Genomic DNA, 14790 nt, shown 5'->3' on the forward strand with positions numbered 1-14790 from the left:
GTCTCAGAATTGCCTAGTGGACGCGAGCAAAAATGCTTTGTGGTCAAGTCCTCGGCCTATTAGTACCGGTCAGCTCCACACGTTACCGCGCTTCCACTTCCGGCCTATCAACCCGGTCGTCTACCGGGAGCCTTACCCCTCACAGGTGGGAGACCTCATCTCAAGGCAAGCTTCCCGCTTAGATGCTTTCAGCGGTTATCCCTCCCGAACGTAGCCAACCAGCCGTGCACCTGGCGGTACAACTGGCACACCAGAGGTTCGTCCGTCCCGGTCCTCTCGTACTAGGGACAGCCCCTTTCAAGTCTCCTGCGCGCGCAGCGGATAGGGACCGAACTGTCTCGCGACGTTCTAAACCCAGCTCGCGTACCGCTTTAATGGGCGAACAGCCCAACCCTTGGGACCTACTCCAGCCCCAGGATGCGACGAGCCGACATCGAGGTGCCAAACCATCCCGTCGATATGGACTCTTGGGGAAGATCAGCCTGTTATCCCCGGGGTACCTTTTAGCCGTTGAGCGACACCGCTTCCACACGCCGATGCCGGATCACTAGTCCCAGCTTTCGCTCCTGCTCGACCCGTCAGTCTCACAGTCAAGCTCCCTTGTGCACTTACACTCAACACCTGATTGCCAACCAGGCTGAGGGAACCTTTGGGCGCCTCCGTTACCCTTTAGGAGGCAACCGCCCCAGTTAAACTACCCACCAGACACTGTCCCCGATCCGGATCACGGACCAGAGTTAGACATCCAAAACGACCAGAGTGGTATTTCACCAATGACTCCACCCGAACTAGCGTCCGAGCTTCCCAGTCTCCCACCTATCCTACACAAGCCGTTCCAAACACCAATGTCAAGCTGTAGTGAAGGTCCCGGGGTCTTTCCGTCCTGCTGCGCGAAACGAGCATCTTTACTCGTACTGCAATTTCACCGGGTCTGCGGTTGAGACAGCGGGGAAGTCGTTACGCCATTCGTGCAGGTCGGAACTTACCCGACAAGGAATTTCGCTACCTTAGGATGGTTATAGTTACCACCGCCGTTTACCGGCGCTTAAGTTCTCACCTTCGCATGATTACTCACACTAAGCGGTCCCCTTAACGTTCCGGCACCGGGCAGGCGTCAGTCCGTATACATCGTCTTACGACTTCGCACGGACCTGTGTTTTTAGTAAACAGTCGCTTCCCCCTGGCCACTGCGACCCCCACCAGCTCCGAGTGCAAAACTCATCACCAGCAGAGGTCCCCCTTCTCCCGAAGTTACGGGGGCAATTTGCCGAGTTCCTTAACCACAGTTCACCCGATCGCCTCGGTATTCTCTACCTGACCACCTGAGTCGGTTTAGGGTACGGGCCGCCACAACACTCACTAGAGGCTTTTCTCGGCAGCATAGGATCATCCACTTCACCACAATCGGCTCGGCATCACATCTCAGGATCAATACGAGGCGGATTTACCTACCTCGCTCCCTACATGCTTACCCCAGGACAACCATCGCCTGGGCTGGACTACCTTCCTGCGTCACCCCATCGCTTACCTACTACCCAATCAGGCCGAGCGTTCACCCTGACCCCAAGCCCGAAGGCCCGAGCGAGTTAAGGACTCTTAGTATCAAGGGGTTCGATATGGGCGCATTGAAGCGGGTACGGGAATATCAACCCGTTGTCCATCGACTACGCCTGTCGGCCTCGCCTTAGGTCCCGACTTACCCTGGGCGGATTAACCTGCCCCAGGAACCCTTGGTCATCCGGCGCGAGGGTTTCTCACCCTCGATTCGCTACTCATGCCTGCATTCTCACTCGCACAGCCTCCACAACTAGATCACTCTGCTGCTTCACCGGCTGCACGACGCTCCCCTACCCATCAACAACCCGAAAGCTGTCAATGCCACGACTTCGGCGGTGTACTTGAGCCCCGCTACATTGTCGGCGCAGAATCACTTGACCAGTGAGCTATTACGCACTCTTTCAAGGGTGGCTGCTTCTAAGCCAACCTCCTGGTTGTCTCTGCGACTCCACATCCTTTCCCACTTAGCACACGCTTAGGGGCCTTAGTCGGTGATCTGGGCTGTTTCCCTCTCGACTACGAACCTTATCGCCCGCAGTCTCACTGCCACGCTCTCACTTACCGGCATTCGGAGTTTGGCTGACGTCAGTAACCTTGTCGGGCCCATTAGCCATCCAGTGCTCTACCTCCGGCAAGAAACACGCAACGCTGCACCTAAATGCATTTCGGGGAGAACCAGCTATCACGGAGTTTGATTGGCCTTTCACCCCTACACACAGATCATCCCCCAGGTTTTCAACCCTGGTGGGTTCGGTCCTCCACCCAGTCTTACCTGAGCTTCAACCTGCCCATGCGTAGATCACTCCGCTTCGGGTCTACAGCATGCGACTCAAACGCCCTATTCAGACTCGCTTTCGCTACGGCTCCCCCACACAGGTTAACCTCGCCACACACCATAACTCGCAGGCTCATTCTTCAAAAGGCACGCAGTCACATCACAGCCGCTCCGAAGAACGACTAAGCTCCTACGGCTTGTAGGCACACGGTTTCAGGTACTATTTCACGACCCCTCACCGGGGCACTTTTCACCTTTCCCTCACGGTACTCGTGCACTATCGGTCACCAGGGAGTATTTAGGCTTACCAGGTGGTCCTGGCAGATTCACACAGGATTTCTCGAGCCCCGTGCTACTTGGGATCCCCTCAAACAGTCGACAAGGTTTCGCCTACCCGGCTCTCACGGTCTACGGCAGCCCTTCCCAGAGCTTTCAACTACCCCACCGATTTATCACTGTTCGCAACCCCGGCAGAGACTGCTAGAAGGTCCCACGACCCCGGACATGCAACGCCTGCCGGCTATCACACACGCCCGGTTTAGCCTCATCCGCTTTCGCTCACCACTACTCACGGAATCACATATTGTTTTCTCTTCCTACGGGTACTGAGATGTTTCACTTCCCCGCGTTACCACCAACCGCCCTATACATTCAGGCGGAGGCAACACCACATGACTGGTGCTAGGTTTCCCCATTCGGACATCCCCGGATCAACGTCTGGTTGGCGACTCCCCGAGGCTTAACGCAGCCTCCCACGTCCTTCATCGGCTCCTGATGCCAAGGCATCCACCGTGTGCCCTAAAAAACTTGGCCACAAAGATGCTCGCGTCCACTATGCAAATCTCAAACAACAAACAGCAAACCAGCTCGCGCCCCACCACATGTGAAGCGTCCGCTGGCCCTGTCTCCGAAGAACCAGACACGCATGCCCGTTCCTTCAGGACCCAACAGTGTGTCCAACCAGTCCGAACCCCCACAGCCGCGTTCCCACTCCGCTGTCACCAGCGACGGTACTTACAGCCAGACGATCACAGCCTGGTTGAGTAGCCAGTGCTCCACTAGTGAGCTGTCACCCCACCGAACACGCGCCGGTGAAAGGTGAAAGTAGCTCCTTAGAAAGGAGGTGATCCAGCCGCACCTTCCGGTACGGCTACCTTGTTACGACTTCGTCCCAATCGCCAGCCCCACCTTCGACCGCTCCCCCCACAAGTGGTTGGGCCACGGGCTTCGGGTGTTGCCGACTTTCGTGACGTGACGGGCGGTGTGTACAAGGCCCGGGAACGTATTCACCGCAGCATTGCTGATCTGCGATTACTAGCGACTCCGACTTCATGGGGTCGAGTTGCAGACCCCAATCCGAACTGAGACCGGCTTTTAGGGATTCGCTCCACCTCACGGCATCGCAACCCTCTGTACCGGCCATTGTAGCATGTTTGCAGCCCAAGACATAAGGGGCATGATGACTTGACGTCATCCCCACCTTCCTCCGAGTTGACCCCGGCAGTCCCCCATGAGTCCCCACCACCCCGAAAGGCGTGCTGGCAACATGGAGCAAGGGTTGCGCTCGTTGCGGGACTTAACCCAACATCTCACGACACGAGCTGACGACAGCCATGCACCACCTGTCACCCAGTCCGAAGAAGCCCACATCTCTGCAGGTGTCCGGGTGATGTCAAACCTTGGTAAGGTTCTTCGCGTTGCGTCGAATTAAGCAACATGCTCCGCCGCTTGTGCGGGCCCCCGTCAATTCCTTTGAGTTTTAGCCTTGCGGCCGTACTCCCCAGGCGGGGCGCTTAATGCGTTAGCTCCGGCACGGAGATCGTGGAAGACCCCCACACCTAGCGCCCAACGTTTACAGCGTGGACTACCAGGGTATCTAATCCTGTTCGCTCCCCACGCTTTCGCTCCTCAGCGTCAGGTAAGGCCCAGCAAGCCGCCTTCGCCACCGGTGTTCCTCCTGATATCTGCGCATTTCACCGCTACACCAGGAATTCCACTTGCCCCTACCTACCTCTAGCCGGCCCGTATCCACCGCAGACCCGCAGTTAAGCTGCGGGCTTTCACGGCAGACGCGACCAGCCACCTACGAGCTCTTTACGCCCAATAATTCCGGACAACGCTTGCGCCCTACGTATTACCGCGGCTGCTGGCACGTAGTTAGCCGGCGCTTCTTCTGCAGGTACACGTCAACTTCGTCCCTGCTGAAAGAGGTTTACAACCCGAAGGCCGTCATCCCCCACGCGGCGTCGCTGCGTCAGGCTTCCGCCCATTGCGCAATATTCCCCACTGCTGCCTCCCGTAGGAGTCTGGGCCGTGTCTCAGTCCCAGTGTGGCCGGTCGCCCTCTCAGGCCGGCTACCCGTCGTCGCCTTGGTAGGCCACTACCCCACCAACAAGCTGATAGGCCGCGAGCCCATCCCCAACCGAAAAATCTTTCCACACGCATCCCATGCGAAAGCGCGTCATATCCGGTATTAGACCCAGTTTCCCGGGCTTATCCCAGAGTCAGGGGCAGGTTGCTCACGTGTTACTCACCCGTTCGCCGCTCGAGTACCCCGAAGGGCCTTTCCGCTCGACTTGCATGTGTTAAGCACGCCGCCAGCGTTCGTCCTGAGCCAGGATCAAACTCTCCAAACAATGTCTTGTCCGGAAATCAATCCGAGCTATCCGTCAAAAAGACGGGGTCATGCATGTAAATCTCATGCACTGGCTTTTAACACACTGTTGAGTTCTCAAGAAACGGACGCGTACCCCTCACTCGAAACCATTCAGGCTTTCCGCTCGGAGGCGTTCATTTCGTTGTGTCCTAATTCTTTCAGCCGTTCAAGTCCCTGTCAAATTGACCCGACTCGCTCGATCTGCAGAAATTAAGCCGCGCCCCGTTTCCGGGACAACCCCTCTAACTTACCAGCCCATCCGAAGTGGTACGAACACCGCCGGACGAACCTGAAGGTAGTGGGATTCGCTGGGCATCTCCGGAGGTTCCTGGAACCCCTTGGCCGCCCTGCGAGAAGCAACTCTAGCAGGCCGTCGCGCCCACTTCTGCCTCTTGCGTAATCCTGAGGTCCTTCCCTCTCCACGCAACGCTCAAACCTTCACAAGAACCTCCTGGTCGGCACCCCGGCGTCAAGCCGTCAGCAAGTCATCCGCAATCGCGACCCGGTACGAAGTAGCTACGAGCAGACTGCGCTCTCGGAGGTGTCCGCTATGACCCGCTCGGAGTTCGACGACATCCGCGCCTTCCTCGCCGACGAGGCGACCCATGCCGGAGACCTGCTGAGAATCGCCAGGACCCTGATCGACGACCTCGAGCACGCCCGCCTGCGCGAAGCCATGCTCCGCACCCACTACCTGCGCCTCCTCACGGCCGCGCGGGCGACAGTGGCGGCGGACACCGTGGGGGCGCCAGACCCCTTGGCGTTCCTCAAGCACGAGCTGGCCGAGCGCGGCCAGCTGCCGGAGGACGGCGAGGCCGTGCAGCGCATCCTGTCAGACGCCCGCACGGCGGCGGCGCTGCTCGAGTGTCTGGAGGACGCCGTCCCACAGCGCCCGCGCCGTATGCGCCTGCGCCGCTGCGTCGGTATGAGGAGAGCACTCCCGCACTAGTAGTACTTTGTTAGTTCGTCATGGTGGTCGTTGATGACAGGTGGGGCATCGGCCGGCCCAGGTGGCTAACAGCACCTGGAGCATGTGCAAGATCTTGTAGAAGGTCAGGCCGCCCCAGTTGCTTTTGGGATGGACAGCCGGAGTTCGGTGAGGAACAGATGGGCGGCCGAAGCCAGGGTGACGTGCCGGTGCCAGCCGGTGAAGGAGCGGCCCTCGAAGTGGGTCAGGCCCAGGCCGGTCTTGAGCTCGCGGTAGTCGTGCTCGATCCGCCAGCGGATCTTCGCCAGGCGCACCAGTTCCCGCAGCCGGATGTCTGGCGGAAGGGTGGACAGCCAGTAATCGGTGGGCTCGGGCTCACCAGGTGGCCATTCGGCCAGAAGCCAGCATTCGGGCAGATGCCCGTCACTGTCTCGGGCGATGCCGCTGTTGGCGGGCCGCACCCGCAGCACGAGGAAGCGTGAGCGCATCGTAGCGGTCGGGTTGCCCTTGCTCTTCTTGGTGCCCTGCCGCCAGCTCACCCGGCGCAGACTGCTGCGTCCGGCGGCCAGGGCCAGCTCGCGCAGGCTGGAGGGCGCGCTGCGGTATTTGGCCACCGGACGGCGGCCGTTACCGGAGTAGGGCACCGTCTCGGGGACGACATCGGCGGGATACGCGCTGGTGGTGCCCTTGAGGGCGACCACGTACGGCAGGTCGCGCCCGGTCAGGCCGAGCCGGAGCGCGGTCACATCGCCGTATCCGGCATCGGCCACCACCAGCGGCGGCACCTGCCCCCAGGCGGCCAGCTCATCGAGCATGTCCAGCGCCTGCTGCCACTTGGGACGGTGCCGCTGATCGTCAGGGATGCCGCAGCGCCGCCGCCGCCCGGCGATCGCCGCGGCCTGGGCTGCATCCTCGGCCAGCGCGTCGTCCCATCGCTCAGGTAGGAACAACCGCCAGTTCAGCGCCGCCGAGCACGTATCGGTAACCGCGTGCACGCTGACCGCGATCTGGCAGTTGGTCACCTTTCCCGCGGTGCCGGTGTACTGCCGGGCCACCCCCGGCGAGGCATCGCCGTCCTTGAGGTGGCCAGTGTCGTCCAGCACCCACGCCTGCGGCGCCACCACGCTGACCGCGCGCTGTGCCAGACGCCTGCGCACCGCCGCATAGTCCCAGGTCGAGGAGGTGATGAACTGCTGCAGCCGCTGGTGATCCACCCCCAACCGCTCAGCCATCGGAACCATCGATTTGCGCCGCCCATCCAGCATCAGCCCACGCAGGTACAGCCCGCCGTTGGACCGCTGTTCCCGACGCGCGAAGGAAGTGAACACCTCACCCGCGAAGTCCTCAAGACGGCCTCGAACCTCAGCCAGCTCAGCCGGAGTCACACAAAAATCATCTCACACAAGATCCCGAACTAACAAAGTACTACTAGGCCACTGACCCGATGACGACTCGGGGCATACCCCACCTTGGCCGCCCGGCTGTAAGACTTCGCGTATGTGGCAGCGGAGGTTGAACTGGGCGGCAGTCGCACTGGTCGCGATATTCGGCCTGATGTGGGTTGGCGTCGTTCTTTACGCCGATCCAGGCTCTTCCCTGCCGATGCGGATCGTGCAGGTGGTCTTCGGGCTCGTGCTCCTCGGCTGGGCCGCGCACAAAGCGTTCTCGATGATCAGAACCTACGACGAAGAAGGCTGGAACCGGTAACCCATCCCGGGCTCGGTCAGCAGATGGACGGGGTTGGAGGGGTCCCGTTCGAGCTTTCGCCGGAGCTGGGCCATGTACTGGCGTAGGTAGTGCGTCTCCTTCTCGTACGAACCTCCCCAGACTTCCCGCAGGAGCTGGCGCTGGCTGATCAGCTTGCCCGGGTTACGCAGCAGGATCTCCAGGAAGTGCCACTCCGTGGGCGTCAGCCGTACCCCACCGGAGATCGTCTTGTTGGAGAGGTCGATCACGTGATCGCCCAGCCGCACCGTGGCAGCCTCCTCATCCGGCTGGCCCGTGCGGCGGGTCACCGCGCGGACGCGTGCGAGCAGCTCGTCGATGCTGAACGGCTTCGTCACGTAGTCGTCGGCGCCCGCGTCGAGCGCGTCCACTTTGTCGATGCTGTCCGAACGGCCCGAGAGGACGATGATCGGGACCGAGGTCCAGCCGCGCAGGCCCTGGATGACCTCGACGCCGTCGAGGTCGGGCAGGCCGAGGTCGAGGATGATCAGGTCGGGATGCCAGTCGGCGGCCTGACGCAGCGCTGTGCCGCCGTCGGGCGCGACCGCCACCTCGTACTGCCTGGCGGCCAGGTTGACGCGCAGAGCACGCAGGATCTGCGGCTCGTCGTCCACCACCAGCACGCGGGTCATGCGTGCCTCCGCAGCGAGATGGTCATGGTCAGGCCCCCTCCAGGCGTGTCCTCCAGCACGAGCGCGCCGCCCATCGCCTCGGTGAGGCCGCGCGAGAGCGCCAGGCCGAGCCCCACGCCCGTGTGGGTGTCGCGGTCCCCGAGCCGCTGGAATGGCATGAACACCTTTTCATGCGCCTCGGGCGGGATGCCGGGACCGCGGTCGATGATGCGGATCTCCACGTTCTCGCCGTGCCAGCTCGCGTTGACGAGGACGAGCTCGTCGTCGGGGCTGTAGCGGATCGCGTTCGCCATCAGGTTGACGAGCACCCGCTCCAACAGGGCGTGGTCTGCCATGATCTCCGGCACCATGGGCGGGAGATCGCTCTGAACCCGCTCGCGTAGGGGGCCTAGGTCGTCGATGGCGCGCGGCAGGACGTCCTCGATCGCCACGGGCTCCAGATGCACGCCGAGCACGCCCGCCTGGAGGCGGCTCATGTCGAGGAGGTTCGAGACGAGCCGGTCCAGCTTGATCAGCGACTCGTCGGCGGTGGCCAGCAGTTCGGACCGATCCTCGTCCGACCAGGTGACATCGGTGCTGCGCAGACTCTCGACCGCTGCCTTGGCCGAGGCGAGCGGAGTACGCAGGTCGTGGCTGACCGCGGCGAGCAGGGCCGTGCGCATCCTGTCGGCCTCGGCCAGCGGCTCGGCCTGCTCAGCCGCCTCCCGCAGCCGCTGCTCGCGCAGCGCGACGGCCGCCTCCGCGGCGAACGCCTCCAGCACTCGCCGATCGCTCGCGTCCAACAGCCGGCCGTGGGCGGCGAGCACGAGCCGGTCGTCGATCACTACGTCGGTGTCGGCCGTCCCCGGGCTTGTGCACGGCGCTCCACCCGAGGTGGCGACGATCTTCCAACCGTCTGAGCGTTCGAGCAGGGTCACCGAGATCAGTCCGAACGTCTCCCGCATCCGGGCCAGCAGCGACGGCAGCGCCGCCTCGCCCCGCAGCACGTGCCCCGCCAGCGTGGACAGCACCTCGGCGTCGGCCTGCGAGCGCGCCGCATCCCTGCTGCGCCTGGCCGCCAGGTCGACGACCGCGCTGACCATGGCCGCCACCAGCACGAAGATGGCCAGCGCGAGCACGTTCTCCGGCGCGGCGATCGTCAACGTGTGCAGCGGAGGCGTGAAGAACCAGTTGAGCAGCCCGAATCCGAGCACCGCCGCCGTGAGGGCCGGCCACATGCCGCCCACCAGGGCGACCCCTACGACCAGCAGCAGGAAGAGCAGGATGTCGCTGGGCAGCGACAGGTCCAGCGGCCGGAGCGCGGCGGTGAGCAGCGGCATGCCGAGCAGCGACAGCCCCCAGCCGGACAGCCGTCGCCCGCGGGTCAGCGCGGCGCTCGACCGCGCCCGCTCGAGCCCCTTCCTGATGGCCTCGTGCGTGACCATGTGAACGTCGATCGACCCCGACAGCGCCGTCGTGGTCACGCCCACACCACGCGAGAGGATCTGCGCGAAGCGCCCCCGCCTCGACGCCCCCAGCACGAGCTGGGTCGCGTTCACGCCACCGGCGAACTCGAGCAGCGCGCGCGGGATGTCGTCGCCCACCACCTGGTGATAGGAGCCGCCGAGGTCCTCGACGAGGGTGCGCTGGCGGATCAGGTTCGCGGGGTCGCCGCCGGAGGTGAGGCCGTCGGCGCTGGTGACGTGCACGGCCAGCAGGTCTGCGCCCTTGCTCCTGGCCGCGATGCGGGCCGCCCGCCGTATGAGCGTGTCGCCTTCCGGGCCTCCGGTCAGCGCGACCACCACGCGCTCGCGGGCCTCCCAGGTGCCCGCTATGCCATGGTCCGCACGGTAACGGTCGAGTTGATCGTCCACCTTGTCTGCCACCCAGATCAGGGCGAGCTCCCGCAAGGCGGTCAGGTTGCCGACGCGGAAGTAGTTGGCCATCGCGGCGTCGACCCGTTCGAGCGGGTAGACGTTGCCGTGGGCCATCCTGCGCCGCAGCGCCTCCGGCGCCATGTCGACGAGCTCGATCTGGTCAGCGCGCCGCACCACCTCATCCGGTACGGTCTCCCGCTGCGGCACGCCGGTGATCTGGTCGACCACGTCGTTCAGCGATTCGAGGTGCTGGATGTTGACGGTCGAGACCACGTCGATCCCGGCGTGGAGAACCTCGTCGATGTCCTGCCAGCGCTTGGCGTTGCGGGAGCCGGGAACGTTCGTGTGGGCGAGCTCGTCGATCAGCGCCACGGTGGGAGCGCGGGCGATGACGGCATCGACGTCGAGCTCAGTGAATGTCGCGCCCCGATAGGACATCGTCCGTCGCGGCAGGATCTCCAGCCCTTCGAGCAGACGGGCGGTCTTGGCGCGGCCGTGGGTCTCGACGAAGCCCACGACCACATCCTTGCCACGTTCGCGGGCGCGGTGCGCCTCGCTCAGCATGGCGTACGTCTTGCCCACCCCGGGCGCCGCGCCCAGGTACACGCGCAGCATCCCGCGGGACGTGGCTTCCATTCCTCCAGGTTAAGGCTGGTAGGGCGGCGCGACCCCCCAGCCCCAGTGCGGCACGGGCGCCTCGAGCGGAGGCTTGGCGTCCGGCTGGGAGTTGTGCCTGGCCAACCTGGTGCCCCATTCGATGTAACTCGCGAACGCGGCCCTGAACTCGGGGTCGTCGGGCAGCCCCACCTCGTCCGCCGCGTCCATGAGCAGGCTCACCCACCTGCGGCGCTGCGGCTCGCTGATGGCCTTGCCGAGGTGGTGGCGGAGCATGTTCGGATAACCACCACGCTCCTTGGTGTATCGATCTGGCCCGCCGAACACCTCGCTGAGCCAGATCGCCACATGTTTCGGATGGTCCGGGTCCATGTGGGCGAACAGCGGGCCGATCAGCTCGTCCTTGACGACGGTCCGGTAGAAAGCCTCGGTCAGCCGTTCGAACGCCTCGCTGCCGCCTGCCCATTCGTACAGCGTGGGCACTGCTTCGTCAGTCATGTAATGATGTAATCACCCTTGCGGAGGACGGGCAAGAGCTGCGGAAACGACAAAGTCCCCGGCCTCCGGATAATCCGGTGACCAGGGACTCTGGACGAGTAGCGGGGACAGGATTTGAACCTGCGACCTCTGGGTTATGAGCCCAGCGAGCTACCGAACTGCTCCACCCCGCGTCGGTGTGTCATCAATAACTATACAGGCTCCCATCAGTGCTTGGGACATCCTGCCTTTCCAACGGCCCCAATGTGACCGCGGTCACTGGTGACGACCCTTATGCGAAAGAGGGAAGGACACACGGCCGCCCCTGGCAACGGAAGCCCGCTCCCTCTCCACCCCAAAGACCGAGACGCGCAGAAGCCCGGGTTCCGTTTCCGGAGCCCGGGCTTCTGGGATTGGTAGCGGGGGCAGGATTTGAACCTGCGACCTCTGGGTTATGAGCCCAGCGAGCTACCGAACTGCTCCACCCCGCGTCGCCTTGCGTTCTAAAGACTAGTCGGCTGCGAGGGGTGGGCGCAAACTGAATGGGCTAGGACGTGCCTCCCGCTTGCGATCCCGTCGGCGATGGCACCGGCGAGGCCGGGGCGGAGGGCGTGGCCGACGGTGAGGCGGAGGGCGAGACGGAGGGCGTGGCAGAGGGGGTCGCCGAGGGCTTGGCCTGGTTCGCCCCCTCCAGCGCCTTCAGCGCCTCCTCCAGCCGCTTCTGAGCGTCACCGTAGGCATCCCAGTCAGGCGGGCTGGACTGCAGGGCCTTCTGCGCGTCCTCGTACGCCTTCTTGGCGTTACCGATCGCCGTGTTGATCGCCGTGTTGGTCTGGCTGGGGACGGTCTGCTGCTGTTGCTCGGTGGGGTTCTGCTGCTGTTGCTGGCCGCCGAAGACCTCCTGGAGCGCCTGGTCCAGGGTTTGCCCGACGCCGATCTTGCTGCCGTAGGACACCAGGACCCGCTGCAGGATCGGGTACGGCTCCTGGCCACCGCCTGCGGCAACCTGCACGTACACCGGCTCGATGTAGACCAGACCGCCCGCGTACGGCAACGTCAGCAGGTTTCCGTAACGCAGCGACGAGCTGCCCACGCCCATCACGTTGAGCTGACCGGCGAGGCGGCTCTGGAAGGCGTTCTGGATCTGCCCCGGACCCGGGATGGGTGTGTTGGACGGCATACGCAGGATGCGTAGCCGGCCGTACCCCGAGCCGCCCGACGAGTCGACCGCCATGAACGCCGACAGGTTGGCGCCTCCCTGGCGCGGCACGAACGTGGTCGTCAGGGAGAACGTCGGCGTGCCGCCCGGCATCGTGGTGGTCAGGTAGTAGGGAGGCTGCTTGATGTTCTTGTCGCCCTGCGTCGGGTCACCGGGGACGTTCCAGAAGTCCTGGCCGCTGTAGAACGCGGCCGGGTCGGTGATGTGGTAGCGCGACAGCGTGTAGCGCTGCACCTTGAACAGGTCTTCCGGGTAGCGGATGTGGTTGCGCAGGTCGGGGCTCATCTCCGAGGCCGGGCGGATGACGCCGGGGAACGCCTTGCTCCAGGTCTTCAGCATCGGGTCGTTGGTGTCCCAGCCGTAGAGCTTGACCGTGCCGTCGTAGGCGTCGACCGTGGCCTTGACGGAGTTACGGATGTAGTTGATCTTGTCCGTCGGCTGCTGGGCGATCACGCGGCGGTCGGTGGACGTGTCGCGCGTCATGTCGCCGAAGCTCTCGCTCTGCGAGTACGGGTAGTCGTTGGACGTGGTGTAGCCGTCGATGATCCAGGTGATGCGCCCGTCGACGATCGCCGGATAGGGGTTGCCGTCCAGCGTGAGGAAGGGCGCCACCTTCTGCACCCTGTCGCGCGGGTTGCGGACGTAAAGGATCTTGGAGCTGTCGTTGATGTCGCCCGACAGGAGGATGTTCGCCTCGCCGTACTTGGCGGCGTAGACGAGCCTGTTGACGAACGACCCGACGCGGACCCCGCCTCCGGTGTAGGTGGTGTTCTCCTGGCCCGTGCCGCCCGTCTTCGGGTAGTCGAGCTCCTGCGGGTTCTTGGGGTTGCCACCCGCGATGACGTACTCGTCCGAGGACGGGGCCTCGCCGTAGTAGACGCGCGGCTCGCGCAGCTTGGTGGAGGTCGCCAGCGGGCCGGTGACCGGCATGTCCTTGGCGTCGTACGCGGGCTGGCCGCTGCTGTCGACATGGTTGCCCGGCGCGGCGACGAGGCCGTAGCCATGGGTGTAGACGAGGGCCCGGTTGATCCAGTTGTTCTGGCCCTCGGGCGGGCCGGTCAGCTCGCGGACGCCGACGACGTGGTCGATCAGCTTGCCGGTGCTGTCGGGATAGCGGTCGACGTCGAGCGTGTCGCCGAAGCTGTAGAAGCCGCGGATGCGCTGCGTCTGCTCGTACGTCGACGACACCAGCGCCGGGTCGAGCAGCCGCACCCCGGAGACCGAGGTGTCTCCGTCCTTCTGGACCTTGGCGGGGTCGGACTCGGCGTTGTAGTTTTCCACCTCGGTCTTGTCGACGTTGTACGCCTCCCGTGTGGCCTCGATGTTGCGCTGGATGTAGGCGGCCTCCTTGCCCTGCTGGTTGGGCTTGACCTGGAACTGCTCGACCAGCGCCGGGTAGACGCCGCCGATCAGGATGGCCGAGAGCACGAGCAGGCCGGCCGAGACGCCGGGGAGCATGCCGCCGGGGCGCACGACGCCGGCGAAGAACAGGGCGGCGCAGATCAGCGCGATGATCGCGAGGATGGTCTTGGCCGGCAGGACGGCGTTGACGTCGGTGTAGGAGGCACCGTTGACGAAGCCGCGGTCGGAGAAGACCAGGCCGAAGCGGTCGAACCAGTAGGCGACGGCCTTGAGCAGCAGGAAGATGCCGAGCAGCACCGACAGGTGGATGCGCGCCGCCCTGGAGGCGTGCACGCCGGGCGACTGCAGCCGGAACCCGCCGTACAGGTAGTGGGTGATCGCCGCCAGCACGATCGAGATGATCACGGCGGTGAACAGGAAGTTCAGCACCATCCGGATGAACGGGTAGTCGAACATGTAGAACGAGATGTCCAGTCCGAACAGCTTGTCCTGCTTGCCGAACGGCACCCCGTTGACGAACTCGAGCCACGTCTCCCACTGCCCGGCGAACGAGGAGCCGGAGAAGAGAGCGAGCAGGCCCATGCCGACAATGAAGATCAGCTTGCGGTGGGGGTCGAGCGCCATGCGGTAGCGGTCGGCGCCGCTGCCACCACCGAACATCGCCGGCCCGAACATCGGGCGCATCCGGAAGGCCAGCAACATGTTGCCGCCCGCGATGCCGACCATCAGCACCGCCCCGACCAGGAACAGCACGATCTGGGTCAGCAGCACACCGCTGAAGACCGACGTGTAGTTCGTGGCGTCAAACCACAGATAGTCGGTATAAATCCCAGAAAATAGGAAAAACAACGCCACGATCGCCACAAGAGCGATCGCGACAGGCAGAAGCAGTCGAGGTCGGCGGGGCAAGCGCATCGCCCGGCCGGCTCCTGGGGTCCGGAAGCTCAAGGCCAACCCCTCGTCGTGATGAAAAAACGGTCCGTGTCTG

The 14790-nt window shown here is 63.9% G+C and carries 7 protein-coding genes, 2 tRNA genes and 2 rRNA genes; 2 read left to right on the forward strand and 9 right to left on the reverse strand.

The genetic code is table 11. The annotated features are described in order from the left end of the window. Positions 1-39: 39 nt before the first annotated feature. Positions 40-3145, reverse strand: a 23S ribosomal RNA gene (locus ACQPWU_RS51735). Positions 3146-3448: 303 nt separating this feature from the next. Next, positions 3449-4968: ribosomal RNA gene (locus tag ACQPWU_RS51740) — 16S ribosomal RNA — on the reverse strand. Together the 16S and 23S rRNA genes form the textbook arrangement of a ribosomal RNA operon. A 570-nt stretch (positions 4969-5538) precedes the next feature. Between ACQPWU_RS51740 and ACQPWU_RS51745 the strand changes: the two genes are divergently transcribed. Continuing rightward, entirely contained in the window at positions 5539-5937 is a 399-nt protein-coding gene (locus ACQPWU_RS51745; protein WP_433434086.1) for a hypothetical protein, read from the forward strand. Positions 5938-6041: 104 nt separating this feature from the next. On the opposite strand, the gene ACQPWU_RS51750 is transcribed toward ACQPWU_RS51745, so the two are convergent. Then, positions 6042-7301 carry an IS701 family transposase gene (locus tag ACQPWU_RS51750; RefSeq protein ID WP_433432965.1) on the reverse strand — a complete coding sequence of 420 codons (1260 nt, stop codon included), beginning with the start codon at positions 7299-7301 and terminating at the stop codon, positions 6042-6044. Between the two features lie 112 nt (positions 7302-7413). On the opposite strand from ACQPWU_RS51750, the gene ACQPWU_RS51755 reads away from it, so the two are divergent. Next, the gene (locus ACQPWU_RS51755) at positions 7414-7623 is read left to right on the forward strand and encodes a hypothetical protein (RefSeq protein WP_433434087.1); all 210 of its coding nucleotides are present in this window, start codon (positions 7414-7416) and stop codon (positions 7621-7623) included. Here ACQPWU_RS51755 and ACQPWU_RS51760 read toward each other — a convergent pair. The 6 genes from ACQPWU_RS51760 to ACQPWU_RS51785 all read right to left on the reverse strand — a co-directional run bounded on the left by ACQPWU_RS51760 (position 7596) and on the right by ACQPWU_RS51785 (position 14717). After that, on the reverse strand, positions 7596-8273 hold the full coding sequence (locus ACQPWU_RS51760) for a response regulator (protein WP_433434089.1): 678 nt from the start codon (positions 8271-8273) through the stop codon (positions 7596-7598). The genes ACQPWU_RS51755 and ACQPWU_RS51760 overlap by 28 nt on opposite strands. Further along, positions 8270-10765, reverse strand: a complete 2496-nt coding sequence (locus ACQPWU_RS51765) for a DUF4118 domain-containing protein (RefSeq protein WP_433434091.1) — start codon at positions 10763-10765, stop codon at positions 8270-8272. Before ACQPWU_RS51765 ends, ACQPWU_RS51760 begins: the two co-directional genes overlap by 4 nt. Before the next feature lie 9 nt (positions 10766-10774). Next, positions 10775-11242 (reverse strand): group II truncated hemoglobin, encoded by a 468-nt coding sequence (locus ACQPWU_RS51770; protein WP_433434093.1) that lies wholly within the window; start codon positions 11240-11242, stop codon positions 10775-10777. 99 nt (positions 11243-11341) lie between these two features. Continuing rightward, positions 11342-11415 (reverse strand) — tRNA-Met (locus ACQPWU_RS51775). Positions 11416-11635: 220 nt separating this feature from the next. After that, positions 11636-11712 (reverse strand) — tRNA-Met (locus ACQPWU_RS51780). A gap of 56 nt (positions 11713-11768) precedes the next feature. Continuing rightward, the gene (locus ACQPWU_RS51785; protein WP_433434096.1) at positions 11769-14717 is read right to left on the reverse strand and encodes a UPF0182 family membrane protein; all 2949 of its coding nucleotides are present in this window, start codon (positions 14715-14717) and stop codon (positions 11769-11771) included. Between the last annotated feature and the right edge of the window lie 73 nt (positions 14718-14790).

Origin of the sequence: Nonomuraea sp. CA-141351 (assembly GCF_050944675.1) — a bacterium.
In the GTDB taxonomy this organism is placed as follows: Bacteria; Actinomycetota; Actinomycetes; order Streptosporangiales; family Streptosporangiaceae; genus Nonomuraea.

Coding starts and splice junctions, on each gene's coding strand:
- ACQPWU_RS51745 (WP_433434086.1), top strand. CDS start 5,539: ATGACCCGCTCGGAGTTCGACGACATCCGCGCCTTCCTCGCCGACGAG.
- ACQPWU_RS51755 (WP_433434087.1), top strand. CDS start 7,414: ATGTGGCAGCGGAGGTTGAACTGGGCGGCAGTCGCACTGGTCGCGATA.
- ACQPWU_RS51760 (WP_433434089.1), bottom strand. CDS start 8,273: ATGACCCGCGTGCTGGTGGTGGACGACGAGCCGCAGATCCTGCGTGCT.
- ACQPWU_RS51765 (WP_433434091.1), bottom strand. CDS start 10,765: ATGGAAGCCACGTCCCGCGGGATGCTGCGCGTGTACCTGGGCGCGGCG.
- ACQPWU_RS51770 (WP_433434093.1), bottom strand. CDS start 11,242: ATGACTGACGAAGCAGTGCCCACGCTGTACGAATGGGCAGGCGGCAGC.
- ACQPWU_RS51785 (WP_433434096.1), bottom strand. CDS start 14,717: ATGCGCTTGCCCCGCCGACCTCGACTGCTTCTGCCTGTCGCGATCGCT.